The sequence below is a fragment of the Streptomyces sp. NEAU-174 genome (assembly GCF_052665095.1).
In genome coordinates, this window is record NZ_JBQTCE010000009.1 from 344,857 (window position 1) to 367,299 (window position 22,443).

Annotated in this window: 1 protein-coding gene; it reads right to left on the reverse strand. The window is 72.3% G+C overall.

From position 1 onward, the window contains the following. Positions 1-8 precede the first annotated feature (8 nt). Complete coding sequence (locus tag ACT2CW_RS27155; RefSeq protein WP_445518564.1) at positions 9-22,412, reverse strand: type I polyketide synthase; 22,404 nt, start codon at positions 22,410-22,412, stop codon at positions 9-11. Positions 22,413-22,443 lie beyond the last annotated feature (31 nt).

Genomic DNA, 22,443 nt, shown 5'->3' on the forward strand with positions numbered 1-22,443 from the left:
GCTCCCGTTCAGGAGGAGCCGAGTTCGTCGTCGAGCAGGTCGAAGAGCTCATCGTCGGTCGCGGATTCGAGGTCGTGGTCGTCGGTGTCGCCGTCGCCGGTCGCGTCCTGGGCGTCGTTCCACTTCGCCAGGAGCGCCTGGAGGCGCATGGTGATCCTGGAGCGGGTCACGCTGTCGTCCGCGGCCACCGCCAGGGCGGCTTCCAGTCGGTCGAGTTCGCCGAACACCGACGGGCCGCCGCCGTCCCCGTGCGGGAGTTCCGCGCGCAGATGATCGGCGAGGGCGTCGGGGGTCGGGTAGTCGAAGATCAGCGTGGCGGGCAGCCGGAGGCCGGTGGCCGCGCCGAGCCGGTTGCGGAGTTCGACGGCGGTGAGCGAGTCGAAGCCCAGCTCCTTGAAGGCCGCGCCGGGTTCGATCGCCGCCGCGCCGCCGTAGCCGAGCACGGTGGCCACCTGGCCGCAGACCAGGTTGAGCAGGAAGCGGTCCCGTTCGGCCGCGGACATGCCCGCGAGCCGCTCGGCGAGGCCCGCGGCCTCGTCCGCCCCGCCACCGCCACCGGCCGCGGCGCGCCGTACGGGGGTACGGATCAGCCCGCGCAGCAGCGGGGCGACCCCGGCCGTGGACTGGGCGCGCAGGGCGGCGATGTCCAGGGCGGCGGGGATCAGCACCGCGTGTCCGGCCAAGCCCGACACATCGAACAGGGCCAGGCCCTCGGCGTTGCTCAGCGCGCCCATGCTGCCGCGGCTCATCCGCTGCCGGTCGGCGGTCGCGAGGGTCGCGGCCATGCCGCCCTCGTCCTCCCACAGGCCCCAGGCCAGGGAGACGGCGGGCAGGCCCTGGGCGCGGCGGTGCTGGGCGAGGGCGTCCAGGAAGGTGTTGGCCGCCGCGTAGTTGCCCTGCCCCGGGTTGCCGAAGACACCGGCGGCGGAGGAGAACAGCACGAACGCGGTCAGGTCGAGGTCCCGGGTGAGCTCGTGCAGGTTCCACGCCGCGTCCACCTTCGGGCGCAGGACGTGTGCGACGCGCTCGGGGGTGAGCGACTCGACGATCCCGTCGTCGAGCACACCCGCCACGTGGATCACGGCGGTGAGCGGGTGGTCGGCGGGGACGGACGCGATGACCTCGGCCAGGGCGGTGCGGTCGGCCGCGTCGCACGCCGCCCAGTGGACTTCGGCGCCCAGCTCGGCGAGTTCGGCGGCGAGTTCGGCGGCGCCCGCCGCCTCCGCGCCCCGGCGGCTGATCAGCAGCAGCCTCCGGGCGCCGCGCTCGGTCACCAGATGGCGGGCCAGCACCCCGCCCAGGGTGCCGGACGCGCCGGTGACCAGCACGGTGCCCGCCGGGTCAAGACCGGGCACGGCCGCCTCGTCCAGGGCCCCCACCCGCGCGAGCCGCGGCGCGTGGACGACCCCGCCGCGCACGGCCAACTGCGGCTCGTCGGTCCGCAGGGCCGCCACGAGGGCGGGGAGCCAGCCGTGGGGGGTGGTGGGGGCCGGGGTGCCGGTGGCCGGGGCGCCGTGGGCGGTGCCAGTGGCCGAGTCGCCGTGCGTGGGGGCACCGGTGGCCGGGTCGCCGTGTGTGGGGACGCCACGGGCCAGGGCGCCGTGGATGTCGATGTCGATGTCTCCCTGGACGTCGACCAGGACGAACCGGCCCGGGTGCTCGGCCTGCGCCGAGCGCACCAGGCCCCAGGCGGCGGCGTGCGTCAGGTCGTCCACACCCTCGGCGCCTTCGACCTCCCCTTGGGTGTCGTCGCCCGTGGTCACTGCCACGGCGCCACGGGTGAGCAGGACCAGCCGGGAGTCGGCGAACCGCTCATCCGCGAGCCACTCCTGGAGCAGCGCCAGCGTCCGCCGGACGACGGTGTGCGCGGCGCCCGCGGTGTCCCCGGGTGTGCCCAGGTCGGGCAGGCACGGCACCAGGACCACATCGGGCGCGATGCCCTCGGCCTCCACCGCCTCGGCGAGCGCGGGAAGCCCCGCGTAGGTCTCGGCCTCGATACCGGTATCCGCGTCCGTCAGCGCGGCCGTGAGCTTCAGATCGCCGCCGCCGAAGCCGTCCAGGACGGCCCACAGGGCGGTGTCCTCCGGCCGCTGCTGCGCCGCATGCGGCGTAGGCAGCGCGGCCCAGTCGACGCGGAACAGCGCCTCGTGGTGTGCGGTACGGGCGCCCGCGAACTGCTCGGCGTCCAGCGGCCGCAGCGCCAGCGAGCCGACCGACGCCACCGGGGCACCGGCCTCGTCGCTGATCTCCAGCGCCACCGCGCCGTGCCCGGCCGGGGAGACCCGCACCCGCAGCGCGGTCGCGCCGACCGCGTGCAGCCGTACGGCGTCCCACGAGAACGGCAGCCGCGCCTGGCCCGCCTCCTCGGCCGGGAAGAACCCGCCGAGCGCCACCGTGTGAAGCGCGGCGTCCAGCAGCGCCGGGTGCAGCCCGTACGCACGGGCCTCGCCCTGCCGGTCCTCGTCAAGCGCCACCTCGGCGAACACCTCGTCGCCACGCCGCCATGCCCTGCGCAAGCCCTGGAACACCGGGCCGTAGGCGAGGCCGAGCGCGGCGAAGCCGTCGTACAGCCCGTCCACGTCGAGCGGTTCCACGTCGAGCGGTTCCACGTCGAGCGGTTCGAGGCCGGCGGTCGCGGTGGCGGCCGTGTCAGCGGCCGGGGGCCACTCCGCCGGGCCGGTGGTGGCGGTGGTGGCGGAGCCGGAGACCGTGAGCACACCGGAGGCGTGCCGGACCCACGGCTCGTCGGTGGCGTGCTCCAGCCGCGAGTAGACGGTCAGCGCACGCCGCCCGTCGGGCCCTTCGGGCTCGTCCACGGCGACCCGCAGCTGCACCCCGCCGCGCTCCGGCAGGATCAGCGGCGCTTCGAGGGTCAGCTCGTCCAGCAGATCGCAGCCGACCTGGTCACCGGCCCGAACCGCCAGCTCGACCAGGGCCGTACCGGGCAGCAGCACGGTGTCCATGACGGCGTGGTCGGCCAGCCAGGGGTGGGTGCGGAGCGAGAGGCGGCCCGTGAAGAGGACGCCCTCGGAGTCGGGCAGATCCACCGCCGCGCCGAGCAGCGGGTGATCGGCCGCGCCCAGACCGGCCGAGGCCACGTCGCCGATGGTCCCGGCGGGGGCCTCCAGCCAGTAGCGCTCGCGCTGGAAGGGGTAGGTGGGCAGCTCGGTGCGCTGGGCACCGGTCCCCGCGAAGAACGCCCTCCAGTCCACCGCCACGCCACGGACGTGGGCCCGAGCGACGGCGGCAGTCAGCGCCTCGGCCTCGGGGCGGTCCTTGCGCAGCGCGGCGGCGAAGGCGGGCGTGTCGGTGTCGGTGACGCACTCCTGGGCCATGGCGGTGAGGACACCGTCGGGGCCGAGTTCGAGGTAGGTGGTGACGCCCTGGGCTTCCAACCTCTGTACGCCATCGAGGAAGCGGACGGCCTCGCGGACGTGGCGCACCCAGAAGTCGGGCGTCGTGATCTCCTCGGCGGAGACGACGTTGCCGGTGAGGTTGGAGACGATCGGGATGCGCGGGGCCTCGTAGGTCAGCCCCTCGGCCACCTCGCGGAAGGCGTCCAACATGCCGTCCATGCGCGGCGAGTGGAACGCGTGGCTGACCGTGAGCCGCTTGGTCTTACGGCCCTGCGCCTCGAAACCGGAAGCGATCTCCAGCGCCGTGTCCTCGTCGCCCGCGATGACCACGGAGGTCGGGCCATTGAGGGCGGCGACGCTGACGCGCTCGGTGAGCAGCGGCAACACCTCGTCCTCGGACGCCTGGATGGCGATCATCGCGCCACCGGCAGGCAACGCCTGCATCAACCGCCCACGGGCGGCCACCAGCTTGGCGGCGTCGGCGAGCGACAGCACACCCGCCACATGCGCGGCGGCCAGCTCACCGATGGAGTGCCCCGAGAGGAAGTCCGCCTTGAGACCCCATGCCTGCACCAGCCGGAACAGGGCCACCTCGATGGCGAACAGCGCGGGCTGGGTGAAGCCTGTCTGATCCAGCGCGGAGGCGTCCTCCCCAAACACCACGGTTTTCAGCGGCCGTTCGAGATGCGCGTCCAGCGCGTCGCAGACCGCGTCGAACGCCTCCGCGAACACCGGGTAGGCATCGTAGAGCTCACGGCCCATGCCGAGCCGCTGGCTGCCCTGGCCGGTGAACAGGAACGCCACCTTGCCATCGGCCACCGACCCCTGCGTCAGCCCGGCCACCGACTCGCCGCCCGCCAGCGCCTCCAGACCCGCGACCAGCCCGGCACGGTCCGCGCCGACCACGACCGCACGGTGATCCAGCGCGGCGCGCGTGGTGGCGAGCGAGTAGCCGAGGTCGGTGAGCGAGACGTCGGGCCGCTGCTCCAGGTCGGCGAGCAGCCGCCCGGCCTGGGCGCGCAGCGCGTCGGCGCTCTTGCCGGAGAGCAGCCACGGCAGAGCGGACGGCTGGGCGACCGGGGCCGAGGCCGGGGCCGGGGGTGCCTCCGCCGGTTCGGCCTCGGGAGCCTGCTCGATGATCGTGTGCGCGTTGGTGCCACTGAAGCCGAACGACGAGATCGCCGCCCGTCGGGGACGACCGGACTCCGGCCACTCCACCGACTCCTGCAACAGCGACACCGCACCCGCAGACCAGTCAATATGCGGCGACGGCTGCTCCGCATGCAGCGTTCGCGGCAACACACCATGCCGCATCGACATGACGATCTTGATGATCCCCGCGACACCGGCGGCGGCCTGGGTGTGGCCCATGTTCGACTTGATGGAGCCCAGCAGCAACGGCCGCTCCGCCTCACGCTCCTGACCGTAGGTGGCCATAAGCGCCTGTGCCTCGATGGGGTCGCCGAGACTGGTCCCCGTGCCGTGCGCCTCCACCGCGTCCACCTCGGACGCCGACAGACCCGCATTCGCCAACGCCTGACGAATCACCCGCTGCTGCGACGGACCATTCGGCGCCGTCAGACCATTGGACGCACCATCCTGGTTGATCGCGCTGCCCCGCACCACCGCCAGCACCGGATGCCCGTTCTTCCGCGCGTCCGACAGCCGCTCCACCAACAGCATGCCCGCACCCTCGGACCAACCCGTACCATCCGCATCCGCCGAGAACGCCTTGCACCGCCCATCAGCAGCCAACCCACGCTGACGACTGAACTCCACAAACGGCGCCGGAGTCGCCATCACCGTCACACCACCGGCCAACGCCAGCGAACACTCACCATTCCGCAACGCCTGCACCGCCAGATGCAACGCCACCAACGACGAGGAGCAGGCCGTGTCCACCGTGATCGTCGGCCCCTCAAGGCCAAACGTGTACGCCAACCGCCCCGAAATCACACTCGCCGCATTACCCGTACCGACGAAGCCCTCCACGCCTTCCGGAAGTGCCGGCAGCGAGGACGCGTAGTCGTGGTACATCACACCGGCGAACACACCGGTACGGCTGCCGCGCAGCACGCCCGGGTCGATGCCCGCCCGCTCGAACGCCTCCCACGACGTCTCCAGCAGCAACCGCTGCTGCGGATCCATGGCGAGGGCCTCACGCGGCGAGATCCCGAAGAACGCCGGGTCGAAATGGCCCGCCCGGTCGACGAAGCCGCCCTCTCGGGAGTACGAGGTGCCCGGGTGGTCGGGGTCCGGGTGGTAGAGCCCTTCCAGATCCCAGCCACGGTCGGTGGGGAACTCGGAGATCGCGTCCCGGCCCTCCATGACCAACCGCCACAGATCCTCCGGAGTTTCCACCCCACCGGGATAACGGCAGCCGAGACCCACGATGGCAATCGGCTCATCATCGGCGGCCGACACCACCACCGGACCCGCCACCGCAGCCGCCGCGCCGACCACCTCGGTACGCAGGAACTCGGCGAGCACCGCAGGCGTCGGATAGTCGAAGACCAGCGTCGCGGGCAGCCGCAGCTCACTCACCGCACCCAGCGCGTTCCGCAACTCCACCGCCGTCAGCGAGTCAAAGCCCAGCTCACGGAAGGAGCGATGCGGTTCGACGGTGTCCAGCGAGTCATGGCCGAGTACGGCCGCGACCTGCGTACGGACCAGCTCCAGCACGGCGTCGAGCTGCTCGGCCTCGTCCAGCCCGGCGAGCCGCCGCGCCAGCGCACCCGACGCCGCCGCGCCCTCCGCCGCACGCCGCGCCGGAACCCGCACCAGGCCCCGCAGCAGTGGCGCCACCACACCGGTCGACGCGGCCTCGGCGCGCATCGCGGCCAGGTCGAGCCGTACGGGTACGAGCAGCGCCTCGTCCGTGCTGTACGCGGCGTCGAACAGCTCCAGACCCTCGGTGGCCGAGAGCGCCACGACGCCGCCCCGGCTCATCCGGGACACATCGGCCTCGTCCAACTCGCCGGTCATCCCGCTGGAGTCGGCCCACAGACCCCAGGCCAGGGAGGTGGCCGGCAGACCCTGGGCCCGGCGGTGCTGGGCCAGGGCGTCCAGGTAGGCGTTGGCGGCGGCGTAGTTGCCCTGACCCGCATTGCCGAAGACACCGGCGGCGGAGGAGAACAGGACGAAGGCGGTCAGGTCGAGGTCGCGGGTGAGTTCGTGGAGGTTCCAGGCCGCGTCCACCTTCGGGCGCATGACGTGCGCCATGCGCTCGGGGGTGAGCGAGGCGATGACGCCGTCGTCCAGCACACCGGCCGTGTGCACCACGCCCGTCAGCGGATGCTCGGCCGGGATCCCCGCCAGCACCTCGGCCAGCGCGTCACGGTCCGCCACATCACACGCCGCCCAGCGCGCCTCGGCGCCCAACTCGACCAGTTCGGTGGTGAGTTCGGCCGCGCCCGGGGCCTCGGCACCACGACGGCTCACCAGCAGCAGATGTCGTACGCCGCGCTCGGCTGCCAGGTGGCGGGCGAACAGGGCGCCCAGCGTGCCACTCGCGCCGGTGACCAGCACTGTGCCGTCCGGGTTCCACTCCGGGGCCGCGTTGTCGGCGGTGGTCGCGGCGCGGGCCAGGCGTGGCGTCTTCAGGGCTCCTTCCCGCACTGCGACCTCGGCCTCGCTGGTCGCGAGCGCGGTGGGCAGTGCGGCACGTGAGTTGTCGTGGTCGTCGATGTCGATGAGGACGAGGCGGTCCGGGTTCTCGGACTGCGCGGAGCGCACCAGACCGCGTATGGCTGCCCTTGCGAGGTCTGTCACCGGCTCGGTGGGCTCGGTGGCTACGGCGCCGGAGGTCAGCAGGACCAGGCGGGAGTCGGTGAAGCGGTCGTCTGCCAGCCAGGACTGGAGGAGGTGGAGGGCTTGGGCGGTGGCGTCGTGTGCGGCCCGGGTGGGGTTCTCCCCTATCCCGCCCCTTCCCGAAACTTGGGGCTCCGCCCCAAGGCCCCGGTCCTCAAACGCCGGACGGGCTGGAGATGCCGCACCCGGGCCTTCGGATGCCGCGCCGTCTGCGTACGGGTGCCGACGCCCTCCGGGCGTGTCCTCAATCGCCGGACGGGCTTCAATTGCCGCACCCGGGCCTTCAGATACCGCGCCCGGGCCTTCAAATGCCGCGCCGTCCGCGTGCACGCCCGGACGGGCTTGATGCGTCAGGTCCACCACGATCTGGGCCGGCAGGGCCATTCCGGAATCCACGGCCTCAGCCAGCGCCGCCAAGTCCGGGTACACCGTGCCGCCCAACCCGAACGTATCCGTGCCCAGCACCGCCCACCGGCCGTCCGCCGAGTCCGCGGGGGCGGGTGTCGTCGGCCACTCCACGCGGTACAGCGACTCGCCGTAAGCCGTACGCGCGCTCTCCAACTGCTCGGCCGACACCGGACGCAGCACCAGCGAATCCACCGACAGCACCGCACGACCGGCACCATCCGCCACCGCCAACGACACCGCATCCGCACCCGCCGCCGACAGGCGCACCCGTAGCACCGAAGCACCCACCGCATGCAGCGAAACCCCGGACCACGAGAACGGCAGCCGGGCCCCCGCCTCGCCCTCGATCAGGCCACCGAGCGCGACCGCGTGCAGCGCCGAGTCCAGCAGTGCCGGATGCAGACCGAACAGCCCCGCGTCGGCCTGTCCGTCCTCCGGCAGCTCCAGCTCCGCGTAGATCTCACCATCGAGCCGCCACGCGGACGTCAGACCCTGGAACACCGGGCCATAGGCCAGCCCCAGGCCCGCCATGCCCTCGTAGAGACCGCCCAGCTCGACCGGCGTCGCACCCGCCGGGGGCCAGGCGCCCAGATCGAACGACGCCGCCGACGCACCCTCCACAAGCACACCCGAAGCGTGCCGCAGCCACGGCTCATCAGCGGCCGCATCCTCAAACCGCGAATACACCTCGAACCCACGGCGACCAGACCCATCCGGCTCACCCACCGACAGCTGAAGCTGAACACCACCCACCTCCGGAAGCACCAGCGGCGCCTCCAGCGTCAACTCCTCAACCTGGTCACAACCGACCTGGTCACCCGCGCGAACCGCCAGCTCCACAAAGGCCGTACCCGGCAGCAGCACCGAACCCATCACGGCGTGATCCAGCAGCCACGGATGTGTCTGCGCCGAGATCCGCCCGGTCAGCAGCACACCGTCACCGCCCGCGAGCGGTACGGCGGCTCCCACGAGCGGATGGTCCACGGCGGCCAGCCCGAGCCCCGCCGTGCCACCGACGCCGTAGGCCGACGCCTGCGGCCAGTACCTGCGGCGCTGGAAGGCGTACGTCGGCAGGTCGGTCAGCTCGACGCGAGCCGCCCCCGTACCGGCGAAGACGGCCGACCAGTCCACGGCCACACCACGGACGTACGCCCGCGCCACGGCGGCGTGGACCGCCCGTGCCTCGGGCCGACCGGCCCGCAACACGGCGGCGAATCCGGCCGCCTCGGCGTCGGTCACGCACTCCTGGGCCATGGCGGTGAGGACACCATCGGGGCCAAGCTCGACGTACGTGGTGACGCCCTGGGCCTCCATCGTCCGGACGCCGTCGAGGAAGCGCACGGCTTCCCGGACGTGGCGCACCCAGAAGTCGGCCGTCGCGATCTCCTCGGCGGAGACGACGTTCCCGGTGAGGTTGGAGACGATCGGGATGCGCGGAGCCTCATAGGACAGCCCCTCGGCTACCTCGCGGAACGCGTCCAACATGCCGTCCATGCGCGGCGAGTGGAACGCGTGGCTGACCGCGAGCCGCTTGGTCTTACGACCCTGCGCCTCGAAACCGTTAGCGATCTCCAGCGCCGCGTCCTCATCACCCGCGATGACCACCGACGACGGGCCGTTCAGGGCGGCGATCGAGACGTCCTCGCTCAGCAGCGGCAGCACCTCGTCCTCGGACGCCTGGATGGCGATCATGGCGCCACCGGCAGGCAGCGCCTGCATCAGACGGCCACGCGCCGCGACCAGCTTCGCCGCGTCCGCCAGCGACAGCACACCCGCCACATGCGCGGCAGCCAGCTCACCAATCGAGTGCCCGGACAGGAAGTCCGCCTTCAGACCCCACGCCTCGACCAGCCGGAACAGCGCCACCTCGACCGCGAACAACGCGGGCTGAGTGAATCCCGTCTGATCCAGCGCCTCGGCGTCCTCCCCGAACAGCACCGTCTTCAACGGCCGCTCAAGGTGTACGTCCAGCTCATCGCAGACCGCATCCAGCGCCTCCGCGAACACCGGATAGGCGTCGTACAGCTCACGGCCCATGCCCAGCCGCTGGCTCCCCTGCCCCGTGAACAGGAACGCCACCTTGCCGCCAGCGGCCGACCCCTGGATCACCTCCGCGCCGGACTCGCCGCGTGCCAGCGTGTCCAGGCCGCGCAGGAAGCCCTCGCGGTCGTCGGCCACCAGCACCGCGCGGTGGTCCAGCGCGGCGCGCGTGGTCGCAAGGGAGTAGCCGAGGTCGGCCGGTGCGAGCTCCGGCCGCTCGTCCAGGTAGGAACGGAGCCGCCCGGCCTGCGCACGCAGCGCGTCGGCGGTCTTCGCCGACAGCGGCCACGACGTCACACCAGGCGCCGCCGCCACCGCAGGCGGGGTCTCGTCCTCGCTGACCGGGGCCTGCTCGATGATTGTGTGCGCGTTGGTGCCACTGAAGCCGAACGACGAGATCGCCGCCCGCCGGGGACGCCCCGACTCCGGCCACTCCACCGACTCCTGCAACAACGACACCGCACCCGCAGACCAGTCAATATGCGGCGACGGCTGCTCAGCATGCAACGTACGCGGCAACACACCATGCCGCATCGCCTGCACCATCTTGATGATGCCCGCCACACCGGCGGCGGCCTGCGTGTGCCCCATGTTCGACTTGATGGAGCCCAGCAGCAACGGCCGCTCCCCATCCCGCTCCTGACCGTAGGTGGCCATAAGCGCCTGCGCCTCGATCGGGTCGCCGAGGCTGGTACCGGTGCCGTGCGCCTCCACCGCGTCCACCTCGGACGCCGACAGACCCGCATTCGCCAACGCCTGACGGATGACCCGCTGCTGCGAGGGACCATTCGGCGCCGTCAGACCATTGGACGCACCGTCCTGGTTGATCGCGCTGCCCCGCACCACGGCCAGCACCGGATGCCCGTTCTTCCGCGCGTCCGACAGCCGCTCCACCAGCAGCATGCCCGCACCCTCGGACCACCCCGTACCATCCGCATCCGCCGAGAACGCCTTGCACCGCCCATCAGCGGCCAACCCACGCTGACGACTGAACTCCACAAACGGCGCCGGAGTCGCCATCACCGTCACACCACCCGCGAGCGCCAGCGAACACTCACCGTTCCGCAACGCCTGCACCGCCAGATGCAACGCCACCAACGACGAGGAGCAGGCCGTATCCACCGTGATCGTCGGCCCCTCAAGGCCAAACGTGTACGCCAACCGCCCCGAAATCACACTCGCCGCATTACCCGTACCGAGGAAACCTTCGACGCCCTCGGGCACCCGCTCCAGCAGCGAGGCATAGTCGTGGTACATGACGCCCGCGAAGACACCGGTACGGCTGCCGCGCAGCGTGGCCGGGTCGATGCCCGCCCGCTCGAACGCCTCCCACGACGTCTCCAGCAGCAACCGCTGCTGCGGATCCATGGCCAACGCCTCACGCGGCGAGATCCCGAAGAAGCCCGGGTCGAAGTGGCCGGCGTCCTCCACGAAGCCGCCCTCGCGGGCGTAGCTCGTTCCGCTGTGGTCCGGGTCCTCGTGGTAGAGCGCCGAGAGGTCCCAGCCACGGTCGGTGGGGAACTCGGAGATCGCGTCCCGGCCCTCCATGACCAACCGCCACAGATCCTCCGGAGTCTCCACCCCACCCGGATAACGACAGCCCAACCCCACGATCGCGATCGGCTCATCATCGACGGCCGACACCACCACCGGACCCGCCACCGCAGCCGCCGCGCCGACCACCTCAGTACGCAGAAACTCGGCGAGCACCGCAGGCGTCGGATAGTCGAAGACCAGCGTCGCGGGCAGCCGCAGCTCACTCACCGCACCCAGCGCGTTCCGCAACTCCACCGCCGTCAGCGAGTCAAAGCCCAACTCACGGAAGGAACGGTCGGGCTCGACCGTCTCCGGACCGGCGTATCCAAGCACCGCCGCGACGTTCGTACGGACCAGGTCCAGCAGGGCGTCGAGCTGCTCGGCCTCGCCCAGCCCGGCGAGCCGCCGCGCCAGCGCGCCCGACGCCGCCGCGCCCTCCGCCGCACGCCGCGCCGGAACCCGCACCAGGCCACGGAACAGCGGTGCCAGCGCACCGCTGCCCGCCTGCGCCCGGAGCGCGGCCATGTCCAGCGACATCGGCACCAGCACCGCCTCGCCGAGGCGGCCCGCGGCGTCGAACAGCTCCAGACCCTCGGACGCCGAGAGCGCCACGACGCCACCCCGGCTCATCCGGGACACATCGGCCTCGTCCAGCTCACCGGTCATCCCGCTGGAGTCGGCCCACAGACCCCAGGCCAGCGAGGTGCCGGGCAGGCCATGCGCCCGGCGGTGCTGGGCCAGGGCGTCCAGGTAGGCGTTGGCGGCGGCGTAGTTGCCCTGACCCGCATTGCCGAACACACCGGCGGCCGAGGAGAACAGGACGAAGGCGGTCAGGTCGAGGTCGCGGGTGAGCTCGTGGAGGTTCCAGGCCGCGTCCACCTTCGGGCGCATGACGTGCGCCATGCGCTCGGGGGTGAGCGAGGCGATTACGCCGTCATCCAGCACACCGGCCGTGTGCACGACCGCTGTCAGCGGGTGCTCGGGGGGGATGGTGGCTAGGGTCGCGGCGAGGGCGTCGCGGTCCGCCACGTCGCATGCCGCCCAGTGCGCCTCGGCGCCCAACTCGGTAAGCTCAGCCGTGAGTTCGGATGCACCCGGGGCCTGGTCGCCGCGGCGGCTCACCAGCAGCAGGTGCCGTACGCCACGCTCTGCCACCAGGTGGCGGGCGAACAGGGCGCCCAGCGTGCCACTCGCGCCCGTGATCAGTACTGTGCCCTCGGCTGCGAACTCCGGCGCGTCGTCCCCGGAGCCCGTAGCGGCGGCACGCGCCAGACGCGGCGCCCGCAGCACCCCATCCCGTACGGCCACCTGCGGTTCGCCCGACGCCAGCGCCTCCGGCACCGCCGCCAGCGACTCCGCCGCACCATCGACGTCCACCAGGACGAACCGGCCGGGGTTCTCCGACTCGGCCGAGCGCACCAAGCCCCACACGGCGGCATGGGTCAGATCCGCCACCGGCTCATCCGGACCGGCGGCCACGGCACCAGAGGTCAACACGACCAGACGCGAGTTGGCGAAACGGTCGTCCGCCAGCCACTGCTGGAGCAGGCTCAGCGTTTGGGTGGTGGCGCGGTGCACCGTGTTGGCGGGTGAGGTGCTTTCCCCAATCCCGCCCCTTCCCGAAACTTGAGGCTCCGCCCCAAGGCCCCGGTCCTCAAACGCCGGACGGGCTGGAGATGCCGCACCCGGGCCTTCGGATGCCGCGCCGTCCGCGTGCACGCCCGGACGGGCTTGAATTGCCGCGTCCGAGCCTTCAAGTGCCGCACCGTCTGCGTGCGGGTGCGGACGCCCTCCGGGCGTGTCCTCAATCGCCGGACGGGCTTGAGTTGCCGCAAGGTTCCCGGGCAAGGCAACCACCACATCATCCGGCAACGCCGTGGCGCCGGACTCCACCGCCGTGGCCAGTGCGTCCAAGTCGGCATAGGTGTCGAATCCCTGCCCGGCCGACCTCAGACCGAGGCCGTCGGACCCCAGCAGCGCGCAGCGCCCGGACCCGCCCTGGGCGGAGACCTCGACCCAGTCCAGCCGGTACAGCGACTCCTGACGACCACCCCGCGCACCCTGAATCTGCTCGACCGACACCGGCCGCAACACCAACGAATCCACCGACAGCACCGCACGACCGGCACCATCCGCCACCGCCAACGACACCGCATCCGAACCCACCGCCGACAACCGCACCCGCAACACCGAAGCACCCACCGCATGCAACGACACACCAGACCACGAGAACGGCAGCCGCGCCCGGCCCTCACCCTCGACCAGACCACCCAACCCCACCGCGTGCAACGCGGAATCCAGCAGTGCCGGATGCAGACCAAACGCACCCGCCTCAGACCGCGCACCCTCCGGCAGCTCCAACTCCGCGTAGATCTCACCATCGAGCCGCCACGCGGACGTCAGACCCTGGAACACCGGGCCGTAGGCCAGCCCCAGGCCCGCCATGCCCTCGTAGAGACCGTCCAGTTCGACCGGCGTCGCACCCGCCGGGGGCCACGCCGCCAAGTCGAACGACGCCGCCGGCGCACCCTCCACAAGCGCACCCGACGCGTGCCGCAGCCACGGCTCATCGGCAGCCGCATCCTCAAACCGCGAATACACCTCGAACCCACGGCGACCGGACCCATCCGGCTCACCCACCGACAGCTGAAGCTGAACACCACCCACCTCCGGAAGCACCAGCGGCGCCTCCAGCGTCAACTCCTCAACCTGGTCACAGCCCACCTGATCACCAGCGCGAACCGCCAGCTCAACGAAGGCCGTACCCGGCAGCAGCACCGAACCCATCACGGCGTGATCCGCAAGCCACGGGTGAGTGTCGAGTCCCAGGCGGCCCGTGAGCAGCAGCCCCTCGCCACCGGCCAGTGGCACGGCGGCCCCGACCAGCGGATGGTCGACGGTTGCCAGGCCCAGCCCGGCCGTACCGCCCACGACGGCCGGGAGCTCGGGCCAGTAGCGCGCGTACTGGAAGGCGTACGTCGGCAGCTCCACCCGGGCCGCGCCCGTACCGGCGAAGACCGCCGCCCAGTCCACCGCCACACCGCGCACATGGGCGCGCGCGAGGGCCTTCGTCAGCGTCTCGGCCTCGGCCCTGCCCTTGCGCAGGGCCGAGACGAACGCGGCGTCCTCACCGGTGACACACTGCTGCGCCATCGCGGTGAGCACACCGTCCGGGCCCAGCTCTACGAACGTGGTGACGCCCTGGGCCTCCAGGGTCCGCACCCCGTCCAGGAAGCGGACAGTCTCGCGGACATGGCGCACCCAGAAGTCGGGGCTGGTGATCTCCTCGGTGGCGACCAGCTCGCCCGTCAGGTTGGACACGATCGGGATGCGCGGAGCCTCGTACGTAAGTCCCTCCGCGACCTCGCCGAACGCCTCCAACATGCCGTCCATGCGCGGCGAGTGGAACGCGTGGCTCACGGTGAGCCGCTTGGTCTTACGGCCCTGCGCCTCGAAACCAGCCGCGATCTCGGCCGCCGCATCCTCATCACCCGCGATGACCACCGACGACGGGCCGTTAAGCGCGGCAATCGACACCCGCTCGGTCAGCAGCGGCGCCACCTCGTCCTCCGACGCCTGCACCGCGATCATCGCGCCACCCGCCGGAAGCCCCTGCATCAACCGACCACGCGCCGCCACCAACTTCGCCGCGTCCGCCAGCGACAGCACACCCGCCACATGCGCGGCGGCCAACTCACCAATCGAGTGGCCCGACAGGAAGTCCGCCTTCAGACCCCACGCCTCGACCAGCCGATACAGCGCCACCTCAACCGCGAACAGCGCGGGCTGAGTGAACCCGGTCTGGTCCAGCGCCTCCGCGTCCTCCCCGAACAACACATCCCGCAGCGGCCGCTCAAGATGCGCGTCCAGCTCCGCACACACCTCATCCAGCGCATCCGCGAACACCGGGAACGCGTCATACAGCTCACGCCCCATCCCCAGCCGCTGGCTCCCCTGCCCCGTGAACAGGAACGCCACCTTGCCACCGGCCACCGAGCCCTGAACGAGCGTCGCGGCGCGACGCCCCTCGGCCAGCGCCCCCAGGGCCTTCAGCAGCCCGTCCCGGTCCTCGGCCACCACCACCGCGCGGTGGTCGAACGCCGATCGGCCGGTCGCCAGCGAGTAGCCCAGGTCGACCGCGCCCAGCTCGGGCCGGTCCGCCACATGGGCGACCAGCCGCTCGGCCTGGGCCCGCAGGGCGGCCGCGCTGCGGCCGGACAGCACCCACGGCACCACGGCGGGTGCGACAGCGGGAGCCTCCGCCGCCTCCGCCGTCTCCACCACCGGCGCCTGCTCGATGATCGTGTGCACATTCGTGCCGCTGATGCCGAACGACGACACACCCGCGCGGCGCGGGCGGCCGGTCTCCGGCCACTCCGCCTGCTCGGTGAGGAGCGAGACGGCCCCCGCCGACCAGTCCACATGCGGCGACGGCTCGTCCGCGTGCAGGGTCCGCGGCAGCACCCCGTGCCGCATGGCGAGGACCATCTTCATGATGCCCGCGACACCGGCGGCGGCCTGGGTGTGGCCCATGTTCGACTTGATGGAGCCGAGCAGCAACGGCCGCGACGCGTCCCGCTCCTGGCCGTACGTGGCCAGCAGCGCCTGCGCCTCGATCGGGTCGCCCAGCGTCGTGCCCGTGCCGTGCGCCTCGACCGCGTCCACATCGCCGACCGACAGCCCGGCGGCGGCCAGCGCCTGCCGGATGACGCGCTGCTGGGACGGGCCGTTCGGCGCCGTCAGGCCATTGGACGCACCGTCCTGGTTCACGGCGCTGCCGCGTACCACCGCGAGCACCGGGTGGCCATTGCGCCGCGCGTCCGACAGCCGCTCCACGAGCAGCATGCCCGCGCCCTCGGCCCAGCCCGTGCCGTCCGCGTCCGCCGAGAACGCCTTGCAGCGGCCGTCGGCGGACAGACCGCCCTGACGGCTGAAGCCGACGAACGTACCGGGGGTCGCCATCACCGTGACACCACCGGCCAGCGCCATCGTGCACTCGCCCGAGCGCAGCGCCTGCATCGCCCAGTGCAGCGCCACCAGCGACGACGAACACGCCGTGTCGACGGTGACCGCCGGGCCCTCCAGGCCGAGGGCGTAGGCGACGCGGCCGGAGGCGATGGAGCCCGTGCTGCCGGAGCCGATCGCGCCCTCGCCGCCACCGTCCGGGGCCTGCTCCACGAGCGTGGCGTAGTCGTGGTACATCACACCCGCGAACACACCGGTACGGCTGCCGCGCAGCGTGGCCGGGTCGATGCCCGCGCGCTCGAACGCCTCCCACGACGTCTCCAGCAGAAGTCGCTGCTGCGGATCGGTGGCGAGGGCCTCTCGCGGCGAGATCCCGAAGAAGGTGGGGTCGAAGTCTGCGGCGTCGTGGAGGAAACCGCCCTCGCGGGTGTACGAGGTGCCGGGGTGCTCCGGGTCCGGGTGGTAGAGCGCGTCCAGGTCCCAGCCACGGTCGGTGGGGAAGCCGGAGATGGCGTCCTGGCCGGAGGACAGCAGCCGCCACAGATCCTCGGGGGTGCGCACCCCGCCCGGGAAGCGGCAGCTCATGCCCACGATGGCGATCGGCTCGTCGTCGAGCGCGCCCACGGTCGACACCGGCAGGCCGGACTGGGCGTGGGTGCCCGCCAGTTCGTCCCGGAGGTGTTCGGCCAGGACGAGGGAGGTCGGGTAGTCGAAGACCAGGGTGGCGGGGAGCCGCATCCCGGTCACCGCGTTCATGCGGTTGCGCAGTTCGACGGCGGTCAGCGAGTCGAAGCCCAGGTCGCGGAAGGCGCGGTCGGGGTCCACGGAGTCGGCGGTGGCATAGCCCAGGACGGCCGCGACCTGGGTACGGACCAGCTCCAGCAGCGTCTCCAGCTGCTCGGCCGCGTTCAGACGGGCCAGCCGCTGCGCCAGGGCGCCCGTTCCGGCGGAGCCCTCGGCCGCACGCCGTGCCGGGACCCGCACCAGCCCGGACATCAGCGGGGCCACCACACCGGTGGACGCCGCCTCGGCCCGTGCCGCCGCCAGGTCGAGACGCACCGGGACGAGCAGCGCCTCGCCCGCCCGTCCGGCCGCGTCGAACAGCTCCTTGCCCTCGTCGGTGGCGAGCGCGGCGACACCGCCCCGGGTCATCCGGGATATATCGGCCCGGTCCAGCTCACCGGTCATCGCGCTGGAGTCGGCCCACAGGCCCCAGGCCAGCGAGGTGGCCGGCAGGCCCTGGGCCCGGCGGTGCTGGGCTAGGGCGTCCAGGTAGGCGTTGGCGGCGGCGTAGTTGGCCTGCCCTGCGGCACCGAAGACGCCGGCGGCGGAGGAGAAGAGGACGAAGGCGGTCAGGTCGAGGTCGCGGGTGAGCTCGTGGAGGTTCCAGGCCGCGTCCACCTTCGGACGTAGCACCCCGGCCATGCGCTCCGGGGTCAGCGAACCGATCACACCGTCGTCCAGCACGCCTGCGGTGTGCACGACCGCCGTCAGCGGGTGCTCGGCCGGAATCGCCGCCAGTGCTTCGGCCAGTGCGTCACGGTCCGCCACATCACATGCCGCCCAGTGCGTCTCGGCGCCCAACTCGGCTAGTTCGGTGGTGAGTTCGGCTGCGCCCGGTGCCTCGTTACCACGGCGGCTCACCAGCAGCAGCTGGCGTACGCCACGCTCCGCCACCAGATGGCGGGCGAACAGGGCGCCCAGCGTGCCACTCGCGCCCGTGATCAGTACTGTGCCGTCGGCTGCGAACTCCGGCGCGTCGTCCCCGGAGCCCGTAGCGGCGGCACGCGCCAGACGCGGCGCCCGCAGCACCCCATCCCGTACGGCCACCTGCGGTTCGCCCGACGCCAGCGCCTCCGGCACCGCCGCCAGCGACTCCGCCGCACCATCGACGTCAACCAAGACGAACCGGCCGGGGTTCTCCGACTCGGCCGAGCGCACCAAGCCCCAGACGGCCGCATGGGCCAGATCCGCCACCGGCTCATCCGGACCGGCGGCCACGGCACCAGAGGTCAACACGACCAGGCGCGAGTTGGCGAAACGATCGTCAGCCAGCCACTGCTGGAGCAGGCTCAGCGTTTGGGTAGTGGCGCGGTGCACCGTGTCGGCGGGTGAGGTGCTCTCCCCAATCCCGCCCCTTCCCGAAACTTGAGGCTCCGCCCCAAGACCCCGGTCCTCAAACGCCGGACGGGCTGGAGATACCGCACCCGGGCCTTCAAATGCCGCGCCGTCCGCGTGCACGCCCGGACGGGCTTGAATTGCCGCGTCCGAGCCTTCAAGTGCCGCACCGTCTGCGTGCGGGTGCGGACGCCCTCCGGGCGTGTCCTCAATCGCCGGACGGGCTTGAGTTGCCGCATCCGCCGGACCGGCGGCTTGAATTGCCGCATCCGCCGGACCCTGAGAAGCCGCAGCAGCGTGCGGCAGCGCCGCAAGGTTCCCGGGCAGGGCGACCACCACATCATCCGGCAACGCCGTAGCACCGGACTCCACCGCCGTGGCCAGTGCGTCCAGGTCAGCGTACGTGTCGAATCGCTGACCCGCCGACGCCAGGCCCAGGCCGTCGGACCCCAGCAGCGCGCAGCGCCCGGACCTGCCCTGGGCGGAGACCTCGACCCAGTCCAGCCGGTACAGCGACTCCTGACGGCCACCCCGCGCACCCTGGATCTGCTCGACCGACACCGGCCGCAACACCAGTGAATCCACCGACAGCACCGCACGCCCGGCACCATCCGCCACCGCCAACGACACCGCATCCACACCCACCGCCGACAACCGCACCCGCAACACCGAAGCACCCACCGCATGCAACGACACACCAGACCACGAGAACGGCAGCCGCGCCCGGCCCTCACCCTCGACCAGACCACCCAACCCCACCGCATGCAACGCGGAATCCAACAGCGCCGGATGCAGACCAAACGCACCCGCCTCAGACCGCGCACCCTCCGGCAGCTCCAACTCCGCGTAAACCTCATCACCCAGCCGCCACGCGGACCTCAGGCCCCGGAACACCGGGCCGTACGTCAGCCCGGCCTCGGCCAGGCCCTCGTACAGGCCCTCGACCGGCAGCGGCGACGCCCCCGCCGGGGGCCACGCCGCCAGGTCGAAGGACGCCGTGGGCGCGCCCGAGCCGAGCACACCCGACGCATGCCGCAGCCACGGCTCGTCGGCCGCCGCGTCCTCGGACCGCGAGTACACCGTCAGCGCGCGCCGTCCCGAACCGTCGGGCGCGCCCACCGAGAGCTGGAGCTGGACACCGCCCGCCTCGGGGAGCACCAGCGGCGCCTCCAGCGTCAGCTCCTCCAGCAGATCGCAGCCAACCTGGTCACCGGCGCGTATCGCCAGTTCTACGAAGGCCGTACCGGGCAGCAGCACCGAGCCCGCCACCGCGTGGTCGGCCAGCCACGGATGGGTGTCCAGGGCGAGCCGGCCGGTGTAGAGGAAACCGTCGGAGTCGGCGAGCGCCACCGCGGCGCCCAGCAGCGGATGGTCGGCCACGCCGAGCCCGGCGGACGCCATGTCGCCCGCCCAGTAGCCGGTGTCGAGCCAGTAGGTGTCGCGCTGGAAGGGGTAGAGCGGAAGGTCGGTACGAGCCGTGTCCGTCCCGGCGAACACCGCCGCCCAGTCCGGGGAGACACCGTGCACATGCGCCCCGGCCACGGCGGTGGCCAGGCTCTGGAGCTCCGGGCGGCCGGAGCGCAGCGCGGACACAAGGGTGGCGTCGTCGCGGGTCAGGCAGTCCTGGGCCATGGCGGTGAGCACACCGTCCGGGCCCAGCTCCACGAACGTCGTGACGTTGCGCTCCTCCAGCGTCCGTACACCGTCGAGGAAGCGGACGGCCTCGCGGACGTGGCGCACCCAGAAGTCGGGGGTCGTGATCTCCTCGGCGGACACCACGCCACCGGTCAGATTCGACACGATCGGAATCTTGGGGGCCTCGTACGACAACCCCTGCGCCACCCGACGGAACGCCTCCAGCATCCCGTCCATGCGCGGGGAGTGGAACGCGTGGCTCACGGTGAGGCGCTTGGTCTTGCGGCCCTGCGCCTCGAAGCCCGCCGCGATCTCCAGCGCCGCGTCCTCATCACCCGCGATGACCACCGACGACGGGCCGTTGAGCGCGGCAATCGACACGCGCTCGGTCAGCAGCGGCGCCACCTCGTCCTCCGACGCCTGCACCGCGATCATCGCGCCACCGCCGGGCAGCTCCTGCATCAACCGACCACGCGCCGCCACCAGCTTGGCGGCATCAGCGAGGGAGAGCACACCCGCCACATGCGCGGCCGCCAGCTCACCAATCGAATGACCCGACAGATAGTCGGGCCGCAGCCCCCACGACTCCGAGATCAGCCGGAACAGCGCCACCTCGACCGCGAACAGCGCGGGCTGAGTGAACCCCGTCTGATCCAGTACCGCCGCGTCATCCCCGAACAACACATCCCGCAGCGGTCGCTCAAGATGCGGGTCCAGCTCCGCACACACCTCATCCAGCGCCTCCGCGAACACCGGATACGCGTCGTACAGCTCACGCCCCATCCCCAGCCGCTGACTCCCCTGCCCCGTGAACAGGAACGCCACCTTGCCGCTCGCGACCTTGCCCTCGACCAGCCCGGTCGCGGGCTCCTCGCGGGACAGCGCGTCGAGGGCCCGTATCAGGCCCTCGCGGTCGTCGGCGACGACCACCGCCCGGTGTTCGAAGGCGGCCCGGCCGGTGGCCAGCGAGAAGCCGACGTCGGTGAGGCGCAGTTCGGGGTTGGCCTCGAGGTGGGCCCGCAGGTTGGCGGCCTGGGCGCGCAGCGCGGGGCGGCTCTTGGCGGCCACGGTCCACAGCGGCAGCGCGGTGGCGGTGCGGGTCTCGGCGGGCGCGTCACCGTCAGCCGCCTTCGCGGCTTCCGCCTCCTCCGGCTCCGGCGCCTGCTCCAGGATGGTGTGCGCGTTGGTGCCGCTGATGCCGAACGAGGACACCGCGGCCCGGCGCGGCTGCCCCGTGTCCGGCCAGGCACGCCCCTCGGTCAGCAGCGAGACGGCGCCCGCCGACCAGTCGACGTTGGGGGTGGGCTGGTCGACGTGCAGGGTGCGCGGAAGCACCCCGTGGCGCATCGCCATGACCATCTTGATGATGCCCGCGACACCCGCGGCGGCCTGCGTGTGCCCGATGTTGGACTTGATGGAGCCCAGCCACAGCGGCTGATCCTCGCTGTGGTGGCGCCCGTACGTGGCGAGCAGGGCCTGGGCCTCGATGGGGTCACCCAGCGTCGTACCCGTGCCGTGCGCCTCGACCACGTCGATCTGCCCGGGGGCCAGCCGTGCGGCGGCCAGGGCCTGGCGGATGACGCGCTGCTGCGAGGGGCCGTTGGGCGCGGTCAGCCCGCTGCTGGCGCCGTCCTGGTTGATGGCGCTGCCACGGACGACGGCCAGCACCTGGTGGCCGTTGGCGCGGGCGTCGGAGAGCCGCTCCAGCAGCAGCATGCCCGCGCCCTCGCCCCAGCCGGTGCCGTCGGCGGCGGCCGCGAACGACTTGCAGCGGCCGTCCGCGGCGAGTCCGCGCTGGCGGCTGAACTCGGTGAAGGTGCCGGGGGTGGACATGACGGTGACACCGCCGGCCAGGGCCAGCGAGCACTCCCGGCGGCGCAGCGCCTGCGCGGCGAAGTGCAGGGCGACCAGGGAGGAGGAGCAGGCCGTGTCGATGGTGACGGCCGGGCCCTCCAGGCCGAAGGTGTAGGCGACGCGGCCGGAGGCGATGGAGCCGGAGCTCCCGTTGCCGAGGAAGCCCTCGACGTCCTCGGGCGCGGAGAACAGCCGGGAGGCGTAGTCGTGGTACATCACGCCCGCGAACACGCCGGTCTGGCTGCCCTGGAGGGTGGTCGGGTCGATGCCCGCGCGCTCGAACGCCTCCCAGGACGTCTCCAGCAGCAGCCGCTGCTGCGGGTCCATCGCCAGCGCCTCGCGCGGCGAGATGCCGAAGAACGCGGGGTCGAAGTCGGCCGCGTCGTGCAGGAAGCCACCCTCGTGGACGTACGGCTCCTGGCCGCTGTCCGGGTCCGGCTCGAAGAGGACGTCGGTGGCCCAGCCGCGGTTGGTGGGGTACGGCGTGGCCGCGTCACCGCCGCGGGCGACGAGCTGCCACAGCTCCTCGGGGGTGCTGACCCCGCCGGGGTAGCGGCAGCTCATCGCCACGATGGCGATGGGCTCCTGCTCGCGCTCCTCGACCTCGCGCAGCCGCCGCCGCGCCTCGCGCAGGTCGGTGGTGGCCCGCTTGAGGTAGTCGAGGTACTTCTCTTCGTTCGCCGTCGCCATTACGCCGTCCCCGCGGTGCTGAGGTGAGTCG

What these genes read in the sequence shown, in the direction of transcription:
- ACT2CW_RS27155 (WP_445518564.1), bottom strand. Translation starts at nt 22,412, where the DNA reads ATGGCGACGGCGAACGAAGAGAAGTACCTCGACTACCTCAAGCGGGCC.